At 35.8% G+C, this 26915-nt stretch carries 24 protein-coding genes, 2 tRNA genes and 1 riboswitch; of the genes, 10 read left to right on the top strand and 16 right to left on the bottom strand.

The genetic code is table 11. The features are described from left to right. Positions 1–24 precede the first annotated feature (24 nt). The 7 genes from ACFS6I_RS15935 to ACFS6I_RS15905 all read right to left on the bottom strand — a co-directional run bounded on the left by ACFS6I_RS15935 (position 25) and on the right by ACFS6I_RS15905 (position 4828). Positions 25–621, bottom strand: a complete 597-nt coding sequence (locus ACFS6I_RS15935) for a thiamine phosphate synthase (protein WP_380922068.1) — start codon at positions 619–621, stop codon at positions 25–27. Continuing rightward, positions 618–2432 (bottom strand): phosphomethylpyrimidine synthase ThiC, encoded by a 1815-nt coding sequence (gene thiC, locus ACFS6I_RS15930; RefSeq protein ID WP_380922067.1) that lies wholly within the window; start codon positions 2430–2432, stop codon positions 618–620. Before thiC ends, ACFS6I_RS15935 begins: the two co-directional genes overlap by 4 nt. Before the next feature lie 27 nt (positions 2433–2459). Beyond that, complete coding sequence (gene thiS / locus ACFS6I_RS15925; RefSeq protein WP_346580341.1) at positions 2460–2708, bottom strand: sulfur carrier protein ThiS; 249 nt, start codon at positions 2706–2708, stop codon at positions 2460–2462. Between the two features lie 21 nt (positions 2709–2729). After that, positions 2730–2828, bottom strand: a riboswitch (TPP riboswitch). 186 nt (positions 2829–3014) lie between these two features. Next, complete coding sequence (gene nudK / locus ACFS6I_RS15920; protein ID WP_168128094.1) at positions 3015–3593, bottom strand: GDP-mannose pyrophosphatase NudK; 579 nt, start codon at positions 3591–3593, stop codon at positions 3015–3017. A gap of 472 nt (positions 3594–4065) precedes the next feature. Next, positions 4066–4150, bottom strand: a tRNA-Leu gene (locus tag ACFS6I_RS15915). Positions 4151–4164: 14 nt separating this feature from the next. Further along, positions 4165–4240, bottom strand: a tRNA-Gly gene (locus ACFS6I_RS15910). A gap of 99 nt (positions 4241–4339) precedes the next feature. Continuing rightward, positions 4340–4828 carry a regulatory protein RecX gene (locus tag ACFS6I_RS15905; RefSeq protein ID WP_132843938.1) on the bottom strand — a complete coding sequence of 163 codons (489 nt, stop codon included), beginning with the start codon at positions 4826–4828 and terminating at the stop codon, positions 4340–4342. Positions 4829–4901: 73 nt separating this feature from the next. Here ACFS6I_RS15905 and ACFS6I_RS15900 point away from each other — a divergent pair, with 73 nt between their 5' ends. From ACFS6I_RS15900 to ACFS6I_RS15885, 4 genes are all read left to right on the top strand, one after another. Next, entirely contained in the window at positions 4902–7343 is a 2442-nt protein-coding gene (locus ACFS6I_RS15900; protein ID WP_380922064.1) for a bifunctional UDP-N-acetylmuramoyl-tripeptide:D-alanyl-D-alanine ligase/alanine racemase, read from the top strand. Positions 7344–7390: 47 nt separating this feature from the next. Then, positions 7391–7987, top strand: coding sequence for a DUF502 domain-containing protein (locus ACFS6I_RS15895; protein WP_132771894.1), 597 nt, complete (start codon positions 7391–7393; stop codon positions 7985–7987). A gap of 98 nt (positions 7988–8085) precedes the next feature. After that, positions 8086–8448: an iron chaperone gene (locus tag ACFS6I_RS15890; RefSeq protein WP_380922062.1), complete on the top strand. Its 363-nt coding sequence runs from the start codon at positions 8086–8088 to the stop codon at positions 8446–8448. Positions 8449–8474: 26 nt separating this feature from the next. Then, complete coding sequence (locus ACFS6I_RS15885; RefSeq protein WP_380922060.1) at positions 8475–9089, top strand: hypothetical protein; 615 nt, start codon at positions 8475–8477, stop codon at positions 9087–9089. On the opposite strand, the gene ACFS6I_RS15880 is transcribed toward ACFS6I_RS15885, so the two are convergent. The 3 genes from ACFS6I_RS15880 to ACFS6I_RS15870 form a co-directional block, all read right to left on the bottom strand. Then, entirely contained in the window at positions 9086–9862 is a 777-nt protein-coding gene (locus tag ACFS6I_RS15880; RefSeq protein ID WP_380922058.1) for a Cof-type HAD-IIB family hydrolase, read from the bottom strand. The two genes, ACFS6I_RS15885 and ACFS6I_RS15880, sit on opposite strands and share 4 nt — an antisense overlap. Before the next feature lie 142 nt (positions 9863–10004). Further along, the gene (locus ACFS6I_RS15875; RefSeq protein WP_380922056.1) at positions 10005–10865 is read right to left on the bottom strand and encodes an alpha/beta fold hydrolase; all 861 of its coding nucleotides are present in this window, start codon (positions 10863–10865) and stop codon (positions 10005–10007) included. Between the two features lie 66 nt (positions 10866–10931). Beyond that, the gene (locus tag ACFS6I_RS15870) at positions 10932–14291 is read right to left on the bottom strand and encodes a DEAD/DEAH box helicase (RefSeq protein ID WP_380922054.1); all 3360 of its coding nucleotides are present in this window, start codon (positions 14289–14291) and stop codon (positions 10932–10934) included. A gap of 250 nt (positions 14292–14541) precedes the next feature. Here ACFS6I_RS15870 and ACFS6I_RS15865 point away from each other — a divergent pair, with 250 nt between their 5' ends. From ACFS6I_RS15865 to ACFS6I_RS15855, 3 genes are read left to right on the top strand one after another with little or no spacing between them, the layout of a single operon-like run. Beyond that, entirely contained in the window at positions 14542–14889 is a 348-nt protein-coding gene (locus ACFS6I_RS15865) for a DUF6249 domain-containing protein (RefSeq protein WP_132771887.1), read from the top strand. Further along, positions 14889–15434, top strand: coding sequence for an RNA polymerase sigma factor (locus ACFS6I_RS15860; RefSeq protein WP_021190904.1), 546 nt, complete (start codon positions 14889–14891; stop codon positions 15432–15434). The genes ACFS6I_RS15865 and ACFS6I_RS15860 overlap by 1 nt, the downstream gene beginning before the upstream one ends. A 1-nt stretch (position 15435) precedes the next feature. After that, positions 15436–15786, top strand: a complete 351-nt coding sequence (locus ACFS6I_RS15855; protein ID WP_380922051.1) for a hypothetical protein — start codon at positions 15436–15438, stop codon at positions 15784–15786. A 41-nt stretch (positions 15787–15827) separates the two neighbouring features. Here ACFS6I_RS15855 and ACFS6I_RS15850 read toward each other — a convergent pair whose 3' ends face one another. The 4 genes from ACFS6I_RS15850 to ACFS6I_RS15835 all read right to left on the bottom strand — a co-directional run bounded on the left by ACFS6I_RS15850 (position 15828) and on the right by ACFS6I_RS15835 (position 20462). Beyond that, complete coding sequence (locus ACFS6I_RS15850; protein WP_132771884.1) at positions 15828–16427, bottom strand: LURP-one-related/scramblase family protein; 600 nt, start codon at positions 16425–16427, stop codon at positions 15828–15830. A 76-nt stretch (positions 16428–16503) separates the two neighbouring features. Continuing rightward, positions 16504–16989 (bottom strand): GNAT family N-acetyltransferase, encoded by a 486-nt coding sequence (locus ACFS6I_RS15845; RefSeq protein ID WP_380922049.1) that lies wholly within the window; start codon positions 16987–16989, stop codon positions 16504–16506. Beyond that, positions 16990–19068, bottom strand: a complete 2079-nt coding sequence (locus tag ACFS6I_RS15840; RefSeq protein WP_380922047.1) for a TonB-dependent receptor — start codon at positions 19066–19068, stop codon at positions 16990–16992. It lies immediately after the preceding gene. A gap of 65 nt (positions 19069–19133) precedes the next feature. After that, positions 19134–20462 carry a BamA/TamA family outer membrane protein gene (locus ACFS6I_RS15835; protein WP_380922045.1) on the bottom strand — a complete coding sequence of 443 codons (1329 nt, stop codon included), beginning with the start codon at positions 20460–20462 and terminating at the stop codon, positions 19134–19136. A 279-nt stretch (positions 20463–20741) separates the two neighbouring features. On the opposite strand from ACFS6I_RS15835, the gene ACFS6I_RS15830 reads away from it, so the two are divergent. After that, the gene (locus tag ACFS6I_RS15830; protein ID WP_380922043.1) at positions 20742–22613 is read left to right on the top strand and encodes a M1 family metallopeptidase; all 1872 of its coding nucleotides are present in this window, start codon (positions 20742–20744) and stop codon (positions 22611–22613) included. A 192-nt stretch (positions 22614–22805) separates the two neighbouring features. Here the strand turns inward: ACFS6I_RS15830 and ACFS6I_RS15825 are convergent, their stop codons facing one another. Both ACFS6I_RS15825 and ACFS6I_RS15820 read right to left on the bottom strand, forming a co-directional pair. Continuing rightward, positions 22806–23270, bottom strand: a complete 465-nt coding sequence (locus tag ACFS6I_RS15825; RefSeq protein ID WP_346588619.1) for a hypothetical protein — start codon at positions 23268–23270, stop codon at positions 22806–22808. Further along, positions 23270–23839: a hypothetical protein gene (locus ACFS6I_RS15820; protein ID WP_206368662.1), complete on the bottom strand. Its 570-nt coding sequence runs from the start codon at positions 23837–23839 to the stop codon at positions 23270–23272. The genes ACFS6I_RS15825 and ACFS6I_RS15820 overlap by 1 nt, the downstream gene beginning before the upstream one ends. 172 nt (positions 23840–24011) lie before the next feature. Here ACFS6I_RS15820 and ACFS6I_RS15815 point away from each other — a divergent pair, with 172 nt between their 5' ends. Next, on the top strand, positions 24012–25703 hold the full coding sequence (locus ACFS6I_RS15815) for a sodium/sugar symporter (protein ID WP_380922040.1): 1692 nt from the start codon (positions 24012–24014) through the stop codon (positions 25701–25703). 567 nt (positions 25704–26270) lie between these two features. After that, complete coding sequence (locus ACFS6I_RS15810; RefSeq protein ID WP_380922038.1) at positions 26271–26849, top strand: hypothetical protein; 579 nt, start codon at positions 26271–26273, stop codon at positions 26847–26849. Positions 26850–26915: the final 66 nt, after the last annotated feature.

The following is a 26915-nucleotide window of genomic DNA, read 5'->3' as shown; positions in this document are numbered from 1 at the left end:
ATGAAGTACCTTTAACAACTATTGTTACAGGCAATATGCATGATCTTTCATAAGACAATTTTTAAAACTTATTAAAGGTTGTTCATTCTTCCAGATTTCTCCTAATAGCGCTACACCATCGACGCCGGCATCATATGCAAGGCCTAGGTTTTCGGAATGGATACCAGCAAGCCCAATTAATTGAACTTGCTGGTTATTCCGTAGCTTTAACTCGTTTTTTACGGTATGCTCCTTACCATGACCAGGTTTTGAAATACTTGAAAACATCGGACTAAACAGTGCGTATGACCATCGGTTATCCAGTTGATTAAAATCTGCAATGCTGTGCACAGATGTTGATCGGATTACGGTAGGACTATACTGATTTTGTTTTTTTGATTTTCGATCATATTCATTAAAATGTAACCGGTTTATGTTTAGCTTTTCGGCTAGATGATGATGGCTATGCAGGACAAGACGGTTTCGATATTGCGGAGCTATTCCATAAATAAATTGACACATATCATCATCTGAAAAGTTATATTTTCTGATATGTAACAGTTCCAATCCTGCATCCAGTATACTGTTGATGATCTGGAGTTCGTTATCAATATCATGCTCAGCTGTCAAGACGATGATCATAAGTACAATTCTTTACCTTGTTCGATAAACTCTTTTGACATATCGATCATGCCTTGTTCTGCAGAATCCCGGATTTCCTGTGTGATCTTCATCGAGCAGAATTTAGGGCCGCACATCGAACAGAAGTGAGCAACTTTGGCACCGTCTGCAGGTAAAGTTTCATCATGAAATTCTCGGGCTGTGTCAGGATCTAAGGAAAGGTTAAACTGATCTTCCCAACGGAACTCAAACCTCGCTTTACTCAGCGCATTGTCGCGGTATTGTGCACCAGGATGTCCTTTAGCCAAATCTGCCGCATGTGCAGCCAGTTTGTAGGTGATCACGCCATCCTTTACATCTTTTCGGTTAGGTAAACCGAGGTGTTCTTTTGGGGTAACATAACAAAGCATGGCACAGCCGAACCAGCCAATCATTGCCGCGCCAATTGCTGAGGTGATATGATCATAACCAGGAGCAATATCTGTTGTCAATGGGCCTAAAGTGTAAAATGGTGCTTCGTCACAAACCTCAAGCTGTTTGTCCATGTTTTCTTTGATCATGTGCATAGGTACATGACCTGGGCCTTCGATCATAACCTGTACATCATGTTTCCATGCTATTTTGGTCAACTCTCCCAAGGTTTCTAATTCAGCAAATTGTGCAGCATCGTTAGCATCAGCTATAGAACCTGGTCGAAGTCCATCCCCTAGGGAAAAAGCAACATCATATTCCTTCATGATCTGACAGATTTCTTCAAAATGCGTGTAAAGGAAGTTTTCTTTATGATGGAACAGACACCATTTTGCCATAATCGAGCCACCTCGGGAAACAATACCTGTTACACGTTGTGCTGTTAAATGGATATAGCGTAAAAGTACTCCTGCATGGATAGTGAAATAAGAAACCCCTTGTTCGGCTTGTTCAATTAGTGTATCTCTGAATATTTCCCATGTCAGATCTTCTGCAACGCCTTTTACTTTTTCCAAAGCTTGATATATAGGAACTGTACCAATTGGCACCGGAGAATTACGGATGATCCATTCGCGTGTTTCATGAATATTTTTACCTGTTGAAAGATCCATAATTGTATCAGCACCCCATCGGCATGCCCAGACAGCTTTATCAACTTCTTCTTCAATGCTTGAGGTAACGGCACTATTACCAATATTAGCGTTGATCTTTACCAAAAAGTTGCGACCGATAATCATCGGTTCGCTTTCTGGATGATTAATGTTGTTTGGAATAATTGCTCTTCCGGCGGCAATTTCTTCTCTTACAAATTCAGGGGTAATTAATTTCTTTGGAGTACGGGCACCAAAACTATGACCGGTGTGCTGATGATCCATACCTTTAGTTGCCGCTTCGATTTGCTCAATACGCTGATTTTCGCGAATAGCTACATACTCCATCTCTGGAGTTATGATACCTTTTCTTGCATAGTGCAGTTGACTTACATTTTTACCCGCTAATGCTTTTTTAGGTCTATGGCTGTATTCGAAACGGAGTTCATCCAGCTCCGAGTCTGCTAATCTTTCTTTTCCATAATCTGAACTGATTTGTGATAAAACTTGAACATCTTTTCTGTCCAATATCCAATTTTCACGAGTTCTAGGAAGACCTTTGCGGATATCAATCTCTGCTTGTTCATCCGTATACGGACCAGAAGTGTCATAAATAGTGACTGGAGGATTGATTTCTATTCCACCCTTGCTAAGTTTGGTCGGGCTTAATGTAATTTCACGCATGGCAACCTGAATAGGATAAAGCTGACCTGAAATATAGACTTTTTTTGAATTTGGAAATGGGGTCTGGGTAATGTTTTGTTCTAACATAATGGTATAGTAATAGGTATAAGAGATTTATCCGCCCTGTGTTGCAGCGATAATTAGAATTGAGTCCTGATGCTGTAGTTTGGTTGTTGCCCAAGCCGTTTTGGGTATAACCTGGTTATTAATAGCGACAGCAATGCCCTTGCTTTTTTCTGGAAATTCCAAAAGCATCAAACCTTCCAAAGAGGAGGGGGGCTGTTCAAAAAAACGTAATTGGTGATTAATTGTGAGTTCCATTCCTTTTAAAATTTTTAAATAAAAAACTTTAGGAATGGCCACAGTTGTGCCGGTATATGCACAATGAAGACATCTACTTTTCCCTACGCCAGTATGATCCGGATCAGGTTCTAAGGGTAAAATCTCAGCCTGCAAATTTTGCAGACACCCCTAAAGTTTCCACTAAACTAGGTAAAAAATCTCAATAAACGAAAAGAGGTAGATTTATTTTAGTCTGTCCATCTTTTTGTGACAGAACCATATACTTTAAGAAGTGAAGTGTTTTACTGATGAGGACTGCTGGTATAGCGAACAATGATTCTCCCTGCCAGAGGTGGAGTTATGGACAGGGTGAATCAATGGCAAATACTATAAAATATGATGGAGTTTAATATATTGAAGCAGCATAATGGTTTTGGCATCTTTGATTTCGCCATTATCAACCATTTGCATCGCTTCTTTTATAGGCAATTCTAAAACTTCAATATTTTCTTCTTCCTGTTCTAGTCCACCACCTTCACTGACTTTCATTTCTTTAGCATATTCGGCTATAAAGAAATACAGAATTTCTGTGACAGATCCAGGGGACATATAAGCTTCAAATATTTTACGTACATCTGTAATTTTATAACCCGTTTCTTCTTCCGTTTCTCTTCTGATGCAATCCTCGGCATTATCTTTATCCAACAAACCTGCACAAGCTTCAATCATCATACCGCTCTCATTTCCATTGACAAATGTAGGTAGACGAAATTGGCGGGTAAGAATAACTGTTTTCTGCTCTTTGTTGTACAGTAAAATAGTGGCGCCGTTTCCTCTGTCGTATGCTTCCCTGCTTTGACTCATAATGGTGCCGTCCTTTTTTAAATATTCGTAAGTGATCTTTCGCAAGACGTACCAATTGTCTGATAAGATCTTGGTTTCTGTGATTTTGATGTTATCTATCATGATTGAGGTATTTCAAATTCGCATTATTAACGATTATCATATGCATATTTTTCAGTTCTTTTATACTTTTTTTCCTAAAATTCGGTGGACTTTTAAAAGTAAGTTGTCTATGGCTAAAGGTATATAAATTTATAAACTCCTAAAATTGTTTATATGGGAAAAATCGATCGTGTTAAAGGAAATTTTATTCAGTAGCGATTGCCTTTATGAGCTGATATAAAATGATGAAGATCATGTAGAGGACAGGTTAAAAAGTACTTGAGATCTTAAATACATTTTATTATGTATTTATAGAGGGTTTATAGAGATATACCTCTATGAACCCTTTAGTAAACCTCTATAATATCACTATTACCTATCTAGAAATATACAAGATGGAAACAATAATATACAATGGTAAATTTATTGATATCAATAAAAAAATCAAAGGTCCATAAACAAGAAAAGCTCATCTTTTGGATGAGCTTTCTTGTACCTAGGGCGGGAATCGAACCCGCACTTCCTTAACGGAAACAGGATTTTAAGTCCTGCGTGTCTACCAGTTCCACCACCTAGGCAGGTGATATTAATGTGGAGCGAAAAACGAGATTCGAACTCGCGACCCCAACCTTGGCAAGGTTGTGCTCTACCAGCTGAGCTATTTTCGCATTGCTAACAGTTAACAAGTTGTTTTCTGTTTTGGTGATGCAAATATAGAGCTAATAATTAAAAAAACAAATTTTAATATAAGCTTTATTGTCTTTTTTTTATAAGCCCTTTTCTTTCAGGAGAGAAGAAATGAGATCACTTTCAAAACCTCTTGATAAAGCATATTGAAATAATTTATTTTTTAGAATATAGGCATCTTTATCTTTCAATGATAGTTGCTTTTTATCTAAGAGATCATGGAGTTTATCTTCATATTCATCTAAATCAATTTTTGAAAACGCAATTTTAATTAAAGGATCGGATACCCTTTTGAGTTTTAAGGACTGCTTAATTTTAATCTTTCCCCAACTTTTTATTCTAAGCTTGCCTAGGGTATAGGCTATAGCAAAGCGCTCTTCATTTAGAAAATTGTCCGATATCAATTGTGAAATGATTTCTTCTACATCTTCATGATGTAAGCCCCATTCGTATAATTTATCCCTGACTTCTTGTTGTGCCCGTTCTTGATAAGCACAATAGCTAGCAGCCTTAAGCAATGCCTGCTTAGGTGTGTATATTTTTTTTCTCGTTTTCTCTTCGTCAAACATCTTTACAAATTTCAAAAATATATTGAACTTATTGAAAAATTGTGGAGCTTTGATTGAATAAATATTTTAAAAAATGTATACCATATCGGATATTTCAGAGATTGTTGTTCCTAAAAGATCAATTATTGTTTATCATAAATCTATCATTCAAAATCTGATTTATGATACACGTAAGATCGTAAATGCTGAAACAGGATTATTTTTTGCCTTGATCAATCGTCGTGATGGACATGAGTTTATCATGGATGCCTATAGTAAAGGGATTAGAAATTTTGTGTTACAAAATGACTTTCAGCAAGAACTGATATTGCCAGATGCTAATGTTTTATGGGTCGCAGATACTTTTTTAGCATTACAGGCAGTAGCAGAAACACAGCGCATGAAATTTAAATCTCCTGTATTGGGTATTACAGGGAGTAACGGTAAGACTATTGTCAAAGAATGGTTGTTTCAACTGCTATCTCCAGAATATAAAATCTACCGCAGTCCTAAAAGCTATAATTCACAGCTAGGTGTTGCTTTATCACTCTGGGAACTGAATGAACAATATAATTTCGCCATCATTGAAGCTGGAATAAGTGAGGTCGGTGAAATGGAAAAACTCCAAAAAATGATTAAACCCACGCATGGTGTATTAACTAATATTGGGGTAGCCCATAAAGAAGGGTTTCAATCTAAAGAGGAAAAAATTGCACAGAAGCTGAAACTTTTTACAGATGCTGAGGTATTGGTCTATCCTAAAAAGTATCTTGAACAGATCTATATGCCTTCTCAGATTTACAAATTCGCCTGGGGAGAGGATGAATCGTGTCAATTAGAAGTTTATTCACTTAAGAAGGAAGGTGATCAAGCTACATTGGTAAGTTTATGTTTTTCCCGTCAGTTTTTTACGGTTAAAATTCCTTTTGTTGATCAAGCATCAATTGAGAACGCGATTTCATGTATTGCAGTGATGATTACTTTTGGTTATGATTTTAAAACGATAGCCGATCGTATTGCCACGTTGCAACCGATGGAGATGCGTCTTGAATTGAAAAAAGGAAAACATAATACTTCCATTATTGATGATTCATATAGTAATGATCTGGTAGCGTTACAGATTGCATTGGATTTTTTAAAGCAACAAAAGCAAAATTCTCGTAAGGTCCTAATCTTATCCGATATTCCTGGTGTACAGTTGCATGATGAGAAGAGTATCAGTAAACTAAAACGTTTGGTCGCAGCTAGTGGATTAACTGATTTGATTTTTATCGGACCTATTTTGAGTCAGTTAGAAGCACAGTTTTCATTACCCACAGCCAGCTACTCGGATACTAAATCATTTATAGATGGTTTTAAGCATATTGATTATAGTAATTCGACCATCTTAATAAAGGGGGCACGTGATTATCATTTTGAACAGATCAGTAAACGATTGGTTGCCAAATCACATGATACGATATTAGAGATTAATTTAAATGCATTGGAACATAACCTCAATATATACCGGGGTCTGTTGCCTGTAGGTGTTAAATTGATGGCTATGGTAAAAGCTTTTTCTTATGGAAGTGGAAGTTTTGAAATTGCTAATTTACTACAGTTTAATCATGTGGATTATTTGACGGTTGCTTTTGCTGATGAAGGTGTTGATCTGAGAAATGGAGGCATCACACTTCCAATAGTTGTAATGAGTCCTGATGAAAATGCCTTTGATGCTATTGTACATCACAAGTTGGAACCAGAGATCTATAGTTTTAGAGTTTTAAATTCATTTCTCCGCTATCTGTTACAGCAAGGGCTAAAAGATTTTCCAGTCCATATTAAAGTTGATACCGGGATGCATCGTCTTGGTTTTATGCCAGAGGAAGTTGATGAACTGTTAGCGATATTGAAAAATCAGGATGCGATGAAAGTGCAGTCTGTTTTTTCACATTTAGCTTCGGCAGGAAATGCTGTTGATAATGCTTTTACTGAGAATCAGATTCATCTTTTAGATGTTTTCACGACAAAACTTAAGCAGGAATTAGGGTATTCTTTTATCAGACATATTGCTGCGACATCGGGTATTGATCTGTGGCCAAGTGCTTATTTCGATATGGTACGCTTAGGGATTGGTCTTTATGGAATTGATATGGATCGTGATGATTTGCCGGTGAGAGAAGTTAGTGTTCTAAAAACCAATGTTACCCAGATAAAAGAGCTTACGGCTAATGAAACAGTAGGATATAATCGCGCTGGTATGTTGCAACGTGCGAGCAGAACCGCAACCATCAAGATCGGTTATGCAGACGGTTATGATCGAAGGTTCGGTAATGGAGTAGGTAAAATGTCGATCAACGGACAACTGGTTTCTACCATTGGAAATATCTGTATGGATATGTGTATGTTGGATGTGACAGATATTGATGTTAATGAAGAAGATGAAGTCATTGTTTATCCTGATATCAAGGAAGCAGCATTGGCTATAGGAACCATTCCGTATGAATTGTTGGTCAATATCTCACAACGGGTGAAAAGAGTTTATTTTTACGAGTAATTCGAGGCTTATTTCGCATCTTTGTAGGGTCTTTAGGTACAAGTGATATGTTATCAAAATTAATTAGAGCTTTTTTAAATTATCTTATAAAAGGAACTTTGGTCGTTGTTCCTTTAGCTGGTGCGGTTTTTTTAATTGTTTGGATTGTTGCTTCAGTAGATTCGGCGCTTAATCTTACAGGGTTATTCCTAGAGGATGAGACAGGACATCCTTTATATATTCCCGGAATCGGTATTTTAACAGTCATTTTATTTTTGGTTGTAGCAGGGATTGTTTTTACCAATTTTGTAACAGATCCAATTAAACACTGGTTGAATAATCAGATTAATCGTATTCCTTTGTTGAATACGCTATATTCATCCATTAAAGATTTTACTGAAGCTTTTGTAGGTGATGCCAAAAAATTTAATGTTCCTGTCCTAGTTAAAGTGAATGAAATAGGGGTTAGTAAAATTGGTTTTCTGACACAATCAGATCTATCAAAAATTAAGCTTACAGATGAAGTGGTGGTTTATTTTCCCTATTCATATTCATTTGCAGGTCAGGTGGTCGTTGTCAAATCATCCTTGGTAACCAAATTAGATATGTCTGCTACAGACGCGATGAAGCTCGTTGTTTCAGGTGGTGTCAGTGGTTTAGAATAAGATACAAATACATACGTTTATATAAAACAAAAGGGAATCATTGGTAAAATGGTTCCCTTTTGTTTACATTTATCTTGAACTTTAAATCATAATTAGTGATGAATGTTGAATTTAAAACAGTAGAAGAGTATATTGCTTCTTTTCCAAAAGAAGTGCAGGAGATCTTGTTGCAGGTCCGTAATACAATTCTGCAGCATGCTCCTCAAGCTACTGAAGGAATAGCTTATGGCATGCCAGCTTATAAATTAAAAGGGAAACCGCTTGTTTATTTCGGTGGTTATCAGAAATATATCGGGTTTTATGCAACGCCGACCGGTCACTCAAAATTCGAAACAGAACTTGCTTCTTATAAGCAAGGTAAAGGTTCGGTGCAGTTTCCGTTACGGGAGCCGATCCCATATGACCTCATCGCAAGAATTGTTGAATTTAGGGTTTCAGAGACATTAGATAAGTTTAAATAGGTTATTAGGATTTTAAATTAAAGGTGGTGATGGATCGATTATGGAATCGTTTATGGAGCAGTAAAGTTCCTGAAAACTTACAGGAACAATGCAAAGATAAGGCACAGCTTTCTTTTGTAAACAGTCAGTTTGATATAGAACTTATACGAGGTTGCTTAGATAAAATTAAGGATGATCCAAAGAATACCTTATTTTTACAAGCTTTTCTAACTTATCAGGATATTGCTTCGCAATTGGAAACTCAGAATAGTGCTGAAGCAGAAATTGATTTTATGGAAAGATATGTTTCTTTATTCAGTCAGATTTCTGCTGTAGACCTTTCCGTTGTGTGGACTAAAAAGATCGAATATCCCACTTTGTCTGTACCGAGGTTTATCTTATTGCCATTGGTTCAGAATGCTTTGTGGCAAGGATATCATGCAGCAGAAAAATATCCAATGAAAATCAAGATTTCAGTATTTGAAAAAATCATTTCATTGGATATTACAAATCATGTTAATCACCATATTGTAGATCAAAAAGTTAATGATTCTGTGGAGAATTATCAGGCTCGTCTACAGTATGAATTTGGTGATCGACATACACTTATTATGAATAGCAATGCACATACATTTCGCGCAAATCTAACTTTGAGGTTTTAGATAACCTCAAAATGTGCTAGAGCATTGTATATACCGTCATTGTCTACATCATCGGTAATATAGTCTGCAATAGCTTTTACCTCAGGATTGGCATTACCCATAGCAATTCCGTAGGCCGTATGTTTCAACATGGTGATATCGTTTCCACCGTCACCAAAAGACATGGTTTCCTTGATGTTGATATTAAAGTGTTTGATGAAAATATCGATACCAATTTGTTTGCTTTGACCTAAAGGATTCACATCTGCAAATAGCGGGGTCCAACGGCTGGCCACAGAATTAGGCATTACATTGTTCATAAATTCTTCCTGTTCCTCCGGTTGAATGAAGATATTGGTTTGAAGTACAGATCCCATATCAAAGTCTGCGTACGATCTTTGACGCGGGACAGGTAAATTCAAGAGTGCATACATGGAAGCGATCTCCGGTGTTACTTGAAAAATGCTGATTTCTTCTTCAGACATCAACGAGAAGCTTACTTCATTTTTTGCAGCATGGTCAATCAAAGATTGAATATCAGTGGCGTGAATACCTTTTCTGAAAAGTACATCACCCTCTTTCGTGATGCAATAGCCACCGTTGAATGTGATAAATCCGTCAAAGTCAAGGTATTTGATATGATCTAAACTATTGATAGACCTTCCCGTAGAAACAATTACTTTTATACCTTTTGATTTTAATTCTTGAATGGCTTTTTCGGTTGAAGCGGGTACTTTGTGGGTATCGAAACTAAGAAGAGTACCGTCGATGTCAAAAAAAACTGCTTTAATCATGCTACTTTATAAATGTTTGTGATACAAAGGTAATCATTAGAAGATTGCTTTTTGCCCTTATGATGTCATAATGAAGAAGTAGCGTCAGTATTATGCTACATTTCATCTGTCAAAAATTGAAGGATTTGAATAAAGATTCTTCTTATTTTAAAGAACTTATTTTTTCAAGAATGTAAGCTAGTGCTTCCGGTGATTTTAATATGCGTTCATGACCTACACCTTTCAAATCAACAGTCTCTGTTTGGGGATGATCTTTTAAAAATGATTGCAGATAAATAAAAGGCGCAATTTTGTCCTGTTGATCATAGAGTACAAGATGCTGCTGGCTATTATCAAAATCGTATAAACTGTTTAAATGAAAGTAAGCGGTTTTCATATTGAATTTTTCTTCAAAATTCAGAAAAAAGTGCTCTTGAACATCTTTTGGTACAGCTACGAAATCCATACTAGCTGCGAAATTTGCTTTTAAATCTATTAGTGGAGTAAGGCTAATGATCCAGTTAGGAGTATGTCTAAGTTTTGCTAATGCTGCGATATTAGCCATGGCACCGAGAGAATGGCCGATGACTATTGCAGGTAAACCATAGGTATTAATGATAGTTTGAACAGCTTCAATGTATAAAATTAAATTGGATAATTCTCCTTCCGCTCCTCCATTTCCAGGTGCGTCAAATGCGATTATCGTTAAATCTGGATTTTCCAATAGTTTATCAATAAGCATGGAAAAATCTGCGGCTTTTGATCCCCAACCATGTGTCAACAAAACTAAATCTTTGCCCGATCCCCAACGGTAGACAGGAAAAGATAATAGGTGACCACCGAAAAATTCATCCTTTACTGCTAATTCATTTTTTGAAGCTAATTGTATTAGTAGCTCTTGATGATGTCGCAATGGCATTTTAGGAGAATAGCAGATATAAGACCAAATATCATCTAAATTAGCCGTTATAGAAATATGTTCTAAAGATTTCAGATATTCAATGCTTTGCTTTAGTTTTTTCATCAGGATAATTATTTAAAAATGTATGTTTTAAGGGCATAGATGAGCTCTTAACATTAGCAATTCGATTTATTGAAATAAACTCAGTAGGCGTTCTTTATTCATAAAGTCTGCAATCGGATTATAAGTACTGGAAATGATGTTATCTGCTATTGCTGTTTTATTGGCTTGCAGTTTCATGATTTTATCCTCCACAGTATCCGGGCAGATTAAGCGTATCGCGGTGACATCTTTTGCTTGACCTATTCGAAAGGCGCGGTCGATAGCTTGCGCTTCAACTGCAGGATTCCACCAGGGATCAACCAAATAGACTAAGCTCGCCGCTGTAAGATTTAAGCCCGTTCCACCTGCTTTTAAACTTATCAGTATGACTCGCTGTGCTTCATTTTCTTGAAATTGCTTTACAATATGTTGTCTATCTCTTGTCTGTCCTGTTAATTTTAGTACTTTGATATCGTGTTTGGCTAAAGCTGTTTCGATTAGATTTAGCATACTCACAAATTGGGAAAAGATGATGATTTTCTGATATGGACTTTTGTCGAGTACTTGTTCGATAAGCATTTCAATCTTGCAGGCATCTTGTTCTACACTTAGATCATCTGTTTTTAGCAATTTTGTTGAATTGCAGATCTGGCGTAGTTTGGTCAATCCTTTTAAGACATGCATAGGGCTTTTACGGATTTCATCCCCATCTTTGACCGAGATAAATTCTCTAAACTCCTTTTCATAAGTATCGTAGATATGCCTTTGCGCCGGTTTCATTTCGCAGTAAAGTACGATTTCATTTTTTGCAGGTAACTCTTTGGCAACCTCCGTTTTTGTACGTCGCAAAATAAAAGGTTTTACTTTGTGTTGCAATTCTTCCAATCTTTTTTTATTGCTGAATCCATCAATAGGCGTAGTATAGACATCTTTAAAATATTTTTTCGAACCTAATAATCCGGGATTGGCGAACGACAGTTGGGCAAACAAATCCATGGTGCTGTTCTCGATCGGTGTACCTGTAATTACAATACGATTACGAGAACTGAGTTTGGTAACAGCTTGGTAACGTTGTGATTCGGGGTTTTTAATCTGCTGTGACTCATCTAAAAAAATATAATTAAAAGTGTGTTTTTTTAAGTGATTGATGTCTGATAATAAATTGTGATAAGAAATCAATATCAGTTCATATTGTTCAAATCCTAGGGTACTTTTTTGACGATCAGCACCCTGTAAGACAAGTGTCTTAATCGATGGCGCAAATTTCTCCAATTCGTTTTTCCAATTGAAAATTAGCGTAGTTGGAAGTACCAGTAAATTGCAATTGTTTTTTACTTTTTTACGTTGATCTAAAATAAAAGCAATGACCTGAATGGTTTTTCCAAGTCCCATATCGTCCGCTAAGCAACCACCAAAATTGAATTCATCTAAAAAATTAAGCCAATTCAATCCATCATGTTGGTAACTACGGAGGCTACCGATAAAATCTTTGGATAGTACGACCGGTTTGACTTGATCGATATTCCTGATTTTACTTTTGATTTCTTCCAAACGTTCTTTTGCTATTTGGGATAACCATTGTTCCTCAAAATATTGATCAATGGCTGTATAATTTGTTTCTGCAATCTGTAAGTGGCTGTCATCAATGATTTCGCCTGCTAAAAAGAACTGTTCAAATTTATTCAACCATTCTTCGGGCAATATACCTTGCGTACCATCATCTAGTGTAATGAATTTTGATTTATTACGAATAGCTTTTTGAAGGTTTTTAAGCGAACCTTTACTTTTACCAAACTGCAGATCTACATTTACATTGAACCAATTCTGTCCACTGAGCACATGAATTGCTATTTTACCTTTAAAGGAGTTTAATTTATTAGCTTTTATTTCGTTAAATCCGATGATGGAAATATGATGATTGCGCCAATCTTCAAACACATTTAAGAACCAGTCCAGTTCAAGGAAATGTTTACGATGCAGATAGAAGTGCTGAAAATCTTCATCAAGTTGCTCTTGGAAATAGGGATGTTGCTTAATGATCAAGCTGACGATTTTGAGTTCAGCTTCGAGATCCCGTTTTACTAAAAATTTTTGTCCATTTTTATCAAATCCAAAAATAGATCTCCTGCTTCGAACAGGAACTTCTACATCCGCATAGCGCATGGTCGGAATGAGATTGATATAATCACCAGATTCTTCCAGATAGATAATCGATTCGGTGTCGCTATAAAACTGTTGTTCTTTGATTTGTTTACTGTTTGCTTTGGGTATATGTAGATAGTTGACTTCTACAATCTCCTCCATTGCTACTAAGAAATCCTTGTTAAAACCTTCGAATTTGGACTGATGTACGATAAGGTGATCTGCTGTCGTGTTGAAAAGTTTGAACAGGGCAAGGATTTGTGCATGCTCTATAAAATAGAAATGTTGCTGTAACTGAATGAAATAATCAAAGACTACAGGAAGCTGCTGTAAAGCATGATCTTGTCCAGCGATTTGAATTGAGCTTCTAACAGTGAAAAATCTTCCGACCTGATCGATGTCAATTCGGATTGTTTTGGGTAGTTCTCTTAATGTGATCTGCTTCAGACTATTTGCCCCGATAGTTTGCGATAAGGATTTATCATGTTGATAGATTTCCAGTCCTAGTGGATTTTTAATCAGCTTTTTAAAGGCGGTGATCTGTTGTTTGCTTTCTTCTATTGTGTTCTGCCCTAAAAAATGAAGTGCGGTAAAAAATTGACTTTCTGTAATATCTTTACTTTTCCAGATCATTTCCTCACATGAAAGTTGCTGTAATGGGTTTTTTAGCAAACCATTTTTAGCGCGGGTTGCACGATAGAGTAACACCTGAGGGTGTTTATAGTATTTATGCTCTTTAAGTACTAGAATGTTGCTTAGCTGTTCTAATTCTTTATTGTTGCTTTTTAAATCAGGATTTGTTGCGGTGTTAAGAATATCTTGAGATAAATCTAGTAAATTATCCTGTTTTTTGATGGTTTTTACAACACCGTCTATGCATTGAATTTCGAAATAATCCTCGAGTTGCTGTTCATCTTCTATACCATATTTAACTGCTATTTTAGTTAGATAATTCTGATAAGCATGATCGGAGAAAAATAAATATACCTGATCATTTTTAAAGATTTCATTCAGAACTAGCTTTTGATGGCTACAGAATTCTTCGCTTTCAGAGCAATTGCACAGTAATGAAAGTACGGGAGTGTCATAAACGACAATGATATCGTAGGAAATACCTAGGGAGAGGATAGAGAAATGGCCTTCATTTTTCTTTAGTGTCAATATGCGGATTGGAGCGTTGCTATCGGATAAGTTTGACATCCAAGAATAAAAGCTGTATCGATTTTCATTGTTAAAATGAATATCTGAGAATCGAAACTGGTGAAAATCATCTGAACCCTGTGGCAAAACGTCTTTTGTATACATGCTATTCAAACTTAGATAAATTTGTTTTATTTACAATTTTAATTCCGTCATATAAAACCAATTTTATTCTTCAATATTTATGGTCAGAGTCTTTAAAACTGTTATATCAGTATGAATATAAGCGCAACGATGTAAATTCGTTTCCAGAAATATTTTTAGTTAAAAGACTAAAAAAGCATTTTTTAAAATTTATAGTGCTAAGTTGTAACATTTGATGATCGGTCTGCATCTAATGAGAAAAATATAAATTATGGAAAAGGAAACAATGGGTGCGATTATGTTCGTATCATTTTTTAGTACAATTTTCTTCACGCTTTATTACTATTTTCAAGCAAGAAATAAAGAGCGTATGGCCTTGATCGAAGCAGGGCTGGACTTATCTCAATTTTATAAAAAACAAGTTCGAATTTCACACTGGTTACGTTTAGGTGTATTTATAGTAGGAATTGGCATAGGGCTGTTGATAGTTGGTTTAATTTCGCAATATCAGACCGAAAATATTGTCGGTGTACTTAAAGTTTCGATTATTGTACTTTGTGGTGGTATTGCCATGATTGTTGCTAATTATGTAGATAAACCTAAGCAGGATAGGGATTGATGGATCAACAGTATATTGATAAAGTTTTAGCGGGAGATCGCGATTCCTTTCGATATTTTTTACAAAAATATCAGGATATGGTCTTTTCTGTTGCAATGAGTATTGTGAAAAACGAATCGCTTGCAGAAGAAGTCGCGCAGGATGCTTTTGTCAAATGTTACCATAAACTCGACACGTTTAATCAGCAGTCCAAATTTAGCAGTTGGTTATATCGAATTGTCGTCAATACAGCCTTTATGCAATTGCGAAAGATTAAGATTGAAGTGTTAGATTTTCAGTCAGATTATGATAAAGAGGTGATCGATGAAAGTGACCTGACTTTATTGGAGGATGAAGAACGGAGTCAGATGATCAATGAAGCACTTTGTCTATTACCGGCAAATGAAAGTTTGGCTTTACGGTTATTTTATCTGGAGGAAGAAAGTATCAAAGAGGTTTCGATAATAACGGGATGGACTGATGCAAATACAAGAGTCATCTTGCACCGGGGCCGTAAACGAATGTACGCCATATTGAAGGAATTAATGAATAAAGCAAATGTGTAGCATGGAAAATAATGATGCATTAATGAAGACATTAATGCAGAGCAGTAAACTTAAAATGCCTTTTTCTGATTTTGAAAGTCGTGTAATGCAAACAATCGAACAAGATGAAAAAAAAGCGGTTGCTGTTTTAGAGGATCGTAAGAGAGGAATTTATTTTTTCTTAGCAGGAATGATATTTGGGCTTGGACTGAACTATCTACTCAGCAAGTCATGGAAAGACCTCCAATTCAATTTACCGCAACAGGAAAATGCCTTGTTAGTTTCTCAGATCATCTATGCGATATTGATCCTGTTTTTTATAGAAAGGCTTGTTAAGCTATATCACTTGAACCGTCAGATTAAAGGTTTATAAAATAGAAAAGGAGAATACATCTTGTATTCTCCTTTTCTATTTTATCCTCTTTCGCGCTCTAGTAAGATCATCATCATAAAACAAAGAATAAGTCTTGTTTCATCCTTTGGGTTGATATCCGCGAGTTTGTCCAATGTAAATTTTCGGCCGAAAAAAGAAGGTTTTTTCTTGAGCTGTAATATTTTATTTCCTTCTTTATCATACATGGTGTATGAGGGGTTGAATACATATCCGGTAAGAATATTGAGTATCGGTATTTCTCCTAAAAAGCTGTCGCCAACTTTTACCCAGCCATTGTCTTCTTTGATGGTATAATCTTCAAGACCATCTATGTCTAAAGCATTGTAATTAGCTTTCCATATCGATCTCATTCCTTTTCGGCCCACTTTACCAATCGTTTCAGTAGTTCTGGTATCTGTAAAAGTATAATTTGCATTAAAATCTAACCAACGGTCTGCTTTTATACCATACTGCTGTTCTGATCTACTTTCGTCTGAAAAGATCATAATTTCATCTTTAAGCTTGAACAGTTTTTGACGAACATAAAAAAGTGTACGATCCTCACTATCCTTTATGGTGAAGTCATTATGAAAAGTCGAAATTTTAAATAGAAAGTTTAATGGATAATTGAAATTGCTCATGGTATCTAAATGCTCTTTTTATAAAGCTATTATTTTTAAAGGTATGTATAATTATTTATATTGTGTTGCAGGTAGTTTAATCTGTATTCGTTTTTAAACGGTATGCAAAGACAAGCATGTGCTTCATCTGCAGTCCGTTCTCTATAATAGGGTCAGCATAATTTTCTATAAAGAAGTTATGACGGATGTGATTCATTTCAAAACCATTGCGCATATAGAATCGATGCTGTTGAAAGCCTACATCCGCAGTACCAACCCAGATCTGCAGTAAATTTTCTTCCTGTGCATGGGATTTTAAGAAAGACAGCATGTCGCTGCCCAGACCCTGTGCTTGGTACTGTGCTGTGATCGCAATATTTTTTAGTTCAACCGTATCTGAATTTATTTGTTTTACTGCCATGACACCAACAATCTCGTTAGTTATTCGATGTACTAAAGTAAAGATGGTGCAGGTCGAAATATACTTGTCGATAGCTTCTTTCGTCTCATCTGCCAATAACAGTAAATCGTAAGGTATAGCTTCATCAGTTGAATGTTTTCTGATGATATAGTCTCGTTTCATTTAATAACTTAGTTTTAGTCCAGCGAAAAAGTTTCGTGTTGGTGCGGCATTGTAATATCTATTCCCAAATGCATTAATGTCATTTCCTAAACTGTATTTTTCATTCAGTAGGTTATCGACTCCGAGGTATACATTCGCCATGAATTTAGTTGAAAATTTGACTCCCCATTGGATCTTTGCCTGAACCAGATGATAGGAATCTGCAAATGCTGTATTTGCATCATTTAGCGGAATTTTTGACGTATAATTGTGCTGCAGATTAAGATTAAGTTGATGAGCGAGATCTAGGTTTAAGGCATGAACAATAATCCAGTCCGGTACTGCCGTTAGTTTATTATTATCATAATTGTTATTTCCTACCTCATAATCTTTAAATCGGTAATGATTGTAGGTCACACTCGAATTGATGTACAGCGCTTGTACAAAACTTTCAGAAGAAGGTTTTATAATGTAACCCATAATGGAACTCTCAATACCACTTTGGTTTACCTTTCCCGCATTTTGGTAATATTCTACCGCATTCGCATTTAACTGGCGAATAATGGCATTATTCATTTTGTACTGATAGTAGGATATATCGGTAATAAAACGACGGTTCATCCATTCCCATCGTAATCCGATCTCTTTGTTGTAACCAGATTCAGGTTTCAGAGCTGTGTTGATGATATTGTCCGAAGATCGAACTTCAGCAATTGTAGGAGCTGAGAATCCAGAGGAAATGGAACCTCGGATGGCTAGTTTTGGTGTAAGCAGATAGGATGCCGCAAACTTCGGCATCCACGTTGTTCCAAAAGAGATTCGTTCTTTTTGTTGCGAGGTTTGAGGATATACTTGTCTATAAGCAATTTGATTCTGGTTCAACCCAAGAGCACCCTCCACGGTCAATTTTTCTGCAAGAATAATTTTACCCCTTACAAAATAGAAATTCTGCCAATTTTCCAATTTATCTTCTGCTTGAGGATCTGTGGAAACTCCGTTTTTATTATCATAATTAGCAATATCATACCAACCTTTTTGACCTTCGGTACCAATTTGTAATTGCCAATTCAATTGATCCTGCGATTCGTAAGAAAAATAGCTTCGGTACCCTAAGTTTTGTTCATCTCGATATTCATAATTACTGATAAATGGATTTTCTATTTTTGATGATGAGCCAAAAATAGTGGTCGTATTGGATAGTTTATTACTGATGTTGATTTTATGGGATATTCCTCCGAAAAAAGTTTTATTATCAATCGCCGCTTTTTGTTGTTTAGCCGATGGTGTGGCTGGAGTAGCGGGACGTGCCATACGTGGGTTTTCCTGATATTGTTCTAGCGTAAGTCCTCCTGGTGTTTGATAATTCAAATCACTATAAAGGGCAAAGACTTTAAGACTTGCTTGTGGATGATAGTTCCAGAGGTGTGCAGTTTGAATAGTTTTTTTATTTAAAGCCGAATTTTCTCGATAACCATCGGATCTTGTAAAACTTTGATCAATGGAAAATTGATATTTCTGGTTGATCTGCTGTAGTATCGAAAGTTGTTGTTGTGCAAATCCATAAGATCCACCAGCAAGGTTAAGTGAGGTTTTAGATAACGGATTATGTTGAAAGCCATTAGGTTTAATCATGAGTACACCTCCCGAGTTCGGTCCGAAAATAGATCCATCAGGACCTTTTAGAACTTCAATTTGCGAAATAGAAGCCGGATCAATAAGATTGAGGTAAGTATTCCCACCAGCGTCTGTTATTGGAAATTCATCGACATATATTTTCACATTACGGATACCAAAAGGAGAACGGATTAAACTACCACGAAGGGCCAAACGGTAGCTTCCTGGTGAGCGTTCTTCCATCCGTAAGCCTGGAACGGTATTCAAGCTCGGTAATAAAGTGGCTCCATTTTGACTAAGAATTGCTTTCTGCCCGACTATAGAAACAGATCCTGGTGTTGTTAATAGGGGCTGTTCTGTAAAATAGCCAGATACTTTTGCTGTTTCTAATTGATAGGATGTAATGGTATCTTTACTAACCTCCTGTGCATACAGAGAAGGTGAAAATAATATTAAAGCGTATAAAGTAGATTTAAAAACAGACATATGATATTGGGGCTCAAAAACAATTTGCCCCTAAAATAATGAAAAACTTCAATTAAGCCTGCTTTTTAAAAGGTTTCATTTAATCCAAGAAATAGACCTCTTTGATGATACCCACCAAAAGCATAATCAATACATAAATTGGTGCGCGTGGCTTTATTAAACAGAATGCGCAATCCTGCTCCTCCAGCAGCTCTCCAAGATTGAAATAATTTGCTGTCCATATCGTTATTGGTCGATTGGATATTAAAAAAGGTTGCTCCACTGATAAATTTATTACGAAGTATCGGGAAACGGTATTCTGCCTCATTATAGAAGTAAGATAAGCCTTTGAAAAACCCAAGCGTATAACCGCGCCCTGACCGTGCATAACTATCTTTGGCAGTTCCTGGTAGATCAAGATAAGGTAGTCTTCCTGCTATACGGTAAGATCCATAATTCCATAATGCAAGTACATGTTCAGGGTTTTCCTCAGAAAGACTAATGTATTTTCTAAAATCTGTGGTAAGCTGAATTGCATTCTTACTACTGCCCATCCACTCCTGGTTCATACGAATTCCAATATCCGAATAAATTCCTTTATAAGCACGATTTGGATTATCACGTGTCATATACTGAACATTAAACAGGAGACCATTTGAATTGAATTTTTCAGGATCAAAACCATAACGTTTACTATAGACGTAATTTGGATTGTCATTGTTTTCGGTCGATGCTTTGATATTTCTGCGAATGTCAAATGCAAAACCAGCACCTAAAAAAAGATTATCTGAAACCCGTTTATAGAGCTTTTCATTGATGCTAAAGGATGTATACTTGTAGACAAACATGTTTTTGTCTGGGTTAGCCAGAATATCATCATCATGTTGTCCAGAAAAAGTTTTAGTCATTCCTAAGCCGGCATCTGGATTGACCATTTTAACAATAGCCCATCCTCCCTGAATATTCCATTTATTCTCTCTGGTGTAGATGTTATGGCTTACGTAAAAAACCATAATACCTTTTGTTGTTACTGAAGCTGTTGATGCCGCTGTAGACATTGTGGTATTCGATTTATCTCCCAGTACAATTCCTGCAACTCCCTTTATTCCGATTTGAGCTCCAATAGTGGGATTTAAGGCCACACCAGGCATCAGGGTAATTCCAGAACGTTTTTTATTTGGGTTTCGCTCTCTTTTGGGATGAAGAATGTTGCGAAATAAATCGGATATATCATATTGATAAGAAGCGTTAGAATCAATTTTATGCTGCATATAGGTGGATTGTGATTCTAATCTAGATGAGTCCGATACAATAGTGACCTGAGCAAGAACTGGAGTGATAAGAGTTGCGAACAAAAGTAATAAGGAAACTAAAGTTATGTTAACAGATTTTAAATGAGGTAAATATCTTTTCATGTATCAAGTTTATATTGCAACATATGAGTATAAAATTTAACGTTTTAGTCATATAGATAGTATGCAAACTTAGATAAATTTGTTTGTATTTTTTTTATTTGGCGTTCATGATTCTTATACAATTATCCATATCTCTTTGGTATCAAGTGTTATTTTAATAAGGAAATATGGTTAAAAGTAAGATTTGCCATATTTTTTAACCAGTAATTTTTAATATACGACACATCTCCTTGTTGTACGACGTTTAGGAACTGCTTATCTTTAGCAAAAAAAAAGTACATGAAAATAAAGATTCTCCTCAGTCTGGTTTACATTGTCGTCTGTAACATATTCCTGCATGCTCAGGAATTATATACTCCTCGACATATTAAACAGGCTTATAAAAATGAAACCCGAAGTTTAACCGGTGCACCAGGTGCAAAATATTGGCAAAACAGAGCACAATATCACATACAGGTAACGGTAAACCCAGAAACAAAAATCGTTTCTGGAAAAGAGCGTATTCAATATGAGAACAATAGTCCTAATGCATTAAAAGATCTTGTTATTCATTTTGCTAATAATGTACATAAACCTACAGCCGCAAGAGCTGCGGATGTCAGTACAGATTTTCTCACTTCGGGACTGAAGTTGAAGTCGTTTAAAGTAGATAATAAAGTGTATGTTATCGACAGTAAAGACTGGACTACCGCCAATCGCATTAAGTTGAATAAACCGGTTGATCCTAAGTCTTCTGTCACAGTCGAAATGGAATGGGAGTATCCATTGTCATTATCCAGTGACCGTGAGGGGCAGATTGATCCTGGTACCTATTTTTGTGCGTATGCATACCCGCGTATAGCAGTTTATGATGATTATAATGGATGGGATGTCTTGGAACATAACGGCCGTCAGGAATTTTATAATGATTTCAATGATTATAAAGTTGAAATCCGCGTTCCAAAAAATTATGTAGTATGGGCTACAGGAAGTTTTCTAAATCCTGAAGAGGTACTGCAAACTGAAATATTAGACCGTTTTAAAAAATCTTTGATTTCGGACCAAGTGATTACGGTTGCAAATTTAAAAGAAATGGAGACACAAAAGGTGACAAAACAGCATGACTGGAACATCTGGAAGTTTGAAGCAGATCATATTGTTGATTTTTGTTTTGCTTTGAGTGATCATTATGTGTGGGATGCTTCTAGTGTTCAATTGAAAAGTAAAAGAGTAAGTGTTCAGGCGGCTTATTTGAATGGGACTAAGGATTTCGAGCAATATGTAGGGTGGGAGCGTTACTGTATTGACTGGTTCTCTAAAAATTGGCCAGGAGTAGAATATCCATTTCCAACGATGACTGCAATTCAGGGATTTGCGGATATGGAATACCCGATGATGGTCAATGATAGCAGTGTGCCGGATAACTTGATGGATGCTAGACAAACTGTAGATCATGAAATTGCACATACTTATTTTCCTTTTTATATGGGAACTAATGAAACCCGTTATGCCTTTATGGATGAAGGTTGGGCTACAGCTTTGGAATTGCTAATTGGAATGGATGAAAATGGAGAGGAAGCTGCTAAGCAATTGTTTAAAGAATTTCGGGTAAAAGGATGGATTCAGGATCCTGCTACGGAACAAGATCAGCCATTGATTTCTTTGTCTTCACAATTGAGCGGTAAGGGTTATGGTAATAATGCCTATATCAAATCGGCATTATCTTATTTGGCACTGAAAGATTATCTAGGGGACGAAGCATTCAGAAAAGCTTTACATCATTATATGGAGAATTGGAACGGGAAGCATCCGACTCCTTGGGATTATTTTTATTCCTTCAATACAGGATCTGGAAAAAATCTCAATTGGTTCTGGAATAACTGGTATTTTAGTAATCATTATATCGATCTGAAGCTGTCAAAGGTCAGTCAAAAAAATAAAACCATTAATTTAGTGATTGAAAATAATGGTGGATTTGCGATTCCATTTGATGTGGTATTGACTTATATGGACGGTGAAAAAGAAAAAATTCATTTTACACCACAAATTTGGGAGAGTAATCAGGCTATTACTACATTAAAACTGAAAGCTAAAGCAAAGGTGAAAGAAGTTGTGCTTGATAATGATATATTTATGGATTATAACAGTGATGATAATCGAGTAACACTTTAATGTTACTGTTTTGTAATCTCTGAGAAGACTTTGCATCTTACGGTTTGAGGCTGTTATTTCTCTTAAAAGCGGGAGTAATAATACTTAAACCGTTTTTTATGCTCTTATTTTGTGATAAAGTTCTGAGATTTTTAGGGAAGAGAGCTGCTGCCTTTTATTGAAAAAGTAGATTTTTAAGGTATTGGTGCACGACTAGGTGTTTTTTTGCGATTTTCTTCTGGTGTTCTTAAATATCATACGGCGTAACTGAAAGAAACCCAGTGTCATTTTATGATTTGACCGAAGATAAGGTATGCTCATAATTACCAGTAATGATATGCACGCTGAAGTACCTAATGCACCGCCAAAACCATCAAAAAATTTACTGGTGTTGATATAGATCAGGCTGTATACAAGACCGGAAAGTGAAACTCCGATAAATGTAGATAATTGATTGCTCGAAACCATACCGACAAAAGAAGACCCAATAAAAATCAGCGGAATATGATTGACTAATTCTTTTGGAATATAAGAAGGGAAAAAGTGGACAAATCCAGCAACAATGCTGGTCAGTAGGGATGAGGATAATACACCTCCAAGTTTCAGCTTATTGTTAAAATAATAAGTGAGTAAACTCCCGAAAATTCCTGTAAATATGAGAATCGCTGTAAATATCATTATCTAGAAAATAAAAATAGAATCAAGTAGGTAATGGTAACTCCGGCAAAAGCCAATGTTCCAAGTTTTCCGCCAATTCCGTTCAACAAACTTTTTGATATGATCAGCAGAATAGCCGTACAGATACTGGCTGCGAGAATGAAATAAATATCATGAGCTACTTTGGTATTGGACATACCTACGAATGCACCGCAATAAATAGCAGGAGGTAGATGGGGCAGATAACTTGACTTTTTGTTTAGGTACGGAATTAAGGCGCCGGTGAGCCCTACTAAACTTGCTGAAAATACCGAACCTAATCCAAATGCATGATTTAAAAAATAACAACTTATCGCACCAATTGGAACCCATACGGCAATATAAACTTTTTCAAACGCTAATTTATTATGATGAACTGGCGACTTAAAAAAGGAGAAAAGTAATAAGAATGAAATTAGAATGATGAAGAATGAAAGGGCAATAGTTGAGTTATTTTCCTTAAAGATTGCTAATAAAAATAATAATTGTATTACGAAAAGTAATAATAAAGAGGTATAACGAATAACTCTATTTGATGAGATTTTTGACATTATTGTGCAAAATTACAAAGAAAATTGGGAAAAAAACATAAAAATTGAACTATTTTGAGATGAGTGAAATTGATTATATAAGTTTTGTGTCTGTTTTTTTATGTGATTCTGCAATAAATATTTCTATATTTAGCCTCACATTTTTATATCAAAATCTAATTAATCTTAACTAATGAATACTATTTTAAGTACGAAGGATTATATTGTATTTTTTGTATACTTTATAATTGTTGCTTCATATGGTTTGTGGATCTACTACAAAAAGAAGTCAGCGTCAGAAGGAGCAAAGGATTATTTCTTGGCTGAAGGATCATTGACATGGTGGGCTATTGGTGCCTCCTTGATCGCTTCAAATATTTCTGCTGAACAATTCATTGGAATGAGCGGTTCGGGCTTTAAAATGGGACTTGCAATCGCAGCATATGAATGGATGGCCTCCATAACCCTGATTGTTGTAGCCATATTCTTTATGCCGGTCTATCTGAAGAATAAGATTTTTACCATGCCTCAGTTTTTGAACCAACGCTATAATGGTACTGTAGCGATGATCATGGCTGTATTTTGGTTAATGCTTTATATCGTGGTCAACTTAATGTCGATCTTATATCTTGGAGCTGTCGCTATCAGTGGTATTTCTGGTTTAGATCTGACCTTATGTATTATGCTATTGGCTGTTTTTGCTATCATCATTACATTAGGCGGTATGAAGGTTATTGGTTATACAGACGTTATTCAGGTGTTTTTCTTAGTATTAGGGGGTTTGGTAGCTACTTACTTAGCACTTAATATCATTTCAGATGGTAATGGAGTTTTAGCTGGTTTCACCACTTTACATAATGATGCTCCTGAGCATTTCCATATGATATTCAAAACCGACAACCCTAATTATATGGATTTACCTGGTATCAGTGTTTTGATCGGGGGTATGTGGATCGCCAATCTAAGTTATTGGGGCTGTAATCAGTATATCACCCAGCGTGCATTGGGAGCTTCCTTACCAACTGCAAGAAATGGTTTATTGTTTGCTGCATTTTTAAAACTCTTGATGCCAGTGATTGTTGTTATCCCAGGTATTGCTGTTTATTATATTGTAAATAAAAACTTAGGTGCTATTGATGCTTCAAGCTTATTGACATCTACAGGAGCACAGGATCCAAATAAAGCATATCCAGCGCTCTTAACCCTTTTGCCCGCTGGATTAAAAGGTCTTTCTTTTGCTGCTTTGACTGCTGCAATCGTTGCTTCTTTAGCGGGCAAAGCAAACAGTATTGCGACCATTTTTACGTTAGATATCTATCAAAAAGCAATCAATAAAACTGCTTCTGAAAAGAATTTGGTTAATGTAGGGAAAATAGCTGTTATTGTTTCCATGGTTTTAGGAACAGGATTAGCACTTATTTTAGGCGAATCGCTAATGGGAGAAGGAAAACAGGGATTTCAATACATTCAAGAATATACAGGATTCGTTTCTCCGGGTATTTTTGCTATGTTTATTCTAGGGTTCTTTTGGAAAAAAACAACATCAAATGCCGCGATGTTCGCAACGATTGGAGGCTTTATTTTGTCTGTACTATTCAAAAAGTTGCCAGATATGATGGACCTTTCTTTCTTATCAAGCACCGGATTCTCTGTGCTGAACCCAGCTACTGGTATTTATGAAATTCCATTTATTGATAGGATGAGTTTTGTATTTATCATATGTGTGATCTTTATGGTAATCATTAGTCTGATTGATAACAAACGTGGTATTGTTCCTAAAGGATTAGAAATTGATGTAAAAATGTTTAAATCTCACAATGGTTTTGTTATTGGATCATTACTGGTACTCATGATTGTGGTTGCACTATATTCAATTTATTGGTAAGAACTACGTATGAACTATAATACAAGAAAAGGCACCCAATAGGGTGCCTTTTCTTGTATGCATTATTTTTATCTTTATTTCTACGAGGGAGAATTCTTAATATTCATGGGATTGAAATTATGTAGCCATTTGATCGCATTTTTTTACATGCACTATTTATATAAAATGCATGCTATATTAAAATTTGTTAGATAACGATATTTAAAAAAAAATATAAGTCTACTCGTCACCTTTATAACATGTTGTCAACTTCATGTTGTCTGTTTTTTCATATTTGTAACGGCTTATGTAAAGATGGTGAACGGCTAGTATCTTATGATTTTTCCGACCTACTTATCTGGCAAGTAGCACTGATAGAGAAATCTTCATGATTAATTTATTCTTGATACAATAAATTTAAGTGAGTTTTTTGTGCTCTATGATAGATGCATGTTTTTGTTTATTTGTGAATGTAGTAGGTCGGTTTTTTATTTTCAATTTTTTATAGGGAAGTCAATTGATTTGGGAACATACTTAGTATAGCTAAAGCTTTTAATTACACGAAAAACTTATAAACATATAATAAGAATGAAAACATTAAGGCAAGATCGTTTTAAAACTCGTGTCATGAAGGAGTTTCAAACTCATAATCGGGAACAACCTTTAAAAAGCATTTTAAAAGTTAAACCTCCGGAACAATACTATGCACAGTTTACATCTCCTTTAAGTGGACTTGATTCTTACAGTGCTGTTGTGCGCGATGAAAAAGCCGATATACTTCGAATCTCATTAGTCAATATGGCGATTTATGAATTTTACTTGTTTGCGTTTGGTTTATCGGCAAATTTTCCTGTCTCACGTATTTTTATCTATGATGATAATCGATGTCAGTATTTACATACTCAGGATTGTGGAGACTCCGCATTATGGAGGGAGAAGTATTTGTATTGCTATGAAATTACTTTACCTGCGGCAACTGAAAGAGAGGAGTATCAGCAGCGTATTTTAAATGATTTGGACAGTATGTTTCAGCTGGAGGTGAAAATCGAAAAAGAGCATGTTGTATCTGATATTTATTATAATGAAAAACTGGGTTGTCCAGTAGCAACAAGCTGGCATGAACAGACTGTGATGACAATAAAACCTAAGAACGTATTATGTTCATGATTTTTTAATGAAGTCTGTTTTATGATGAATAAATGACGTTAATAAAAAAAGCACATAGATGAATAT

Source organism: Sphingobacterium anhuiense, from assembly GCF_042686355.1.
In the GTDB taxonomy this organism is placed as follows: domain Bacteria; phylum Bacteroidota; class Bacteroidia; order Sphingobacteriales; family Sphingobacteriaceae; genus Sphingobacterium; species Sphingobacterium anhuiense.
Note: the sequence above shows the minus strand (reverse complement) of the source record. Positions and strands in the feature narration are given on the sequence as shown.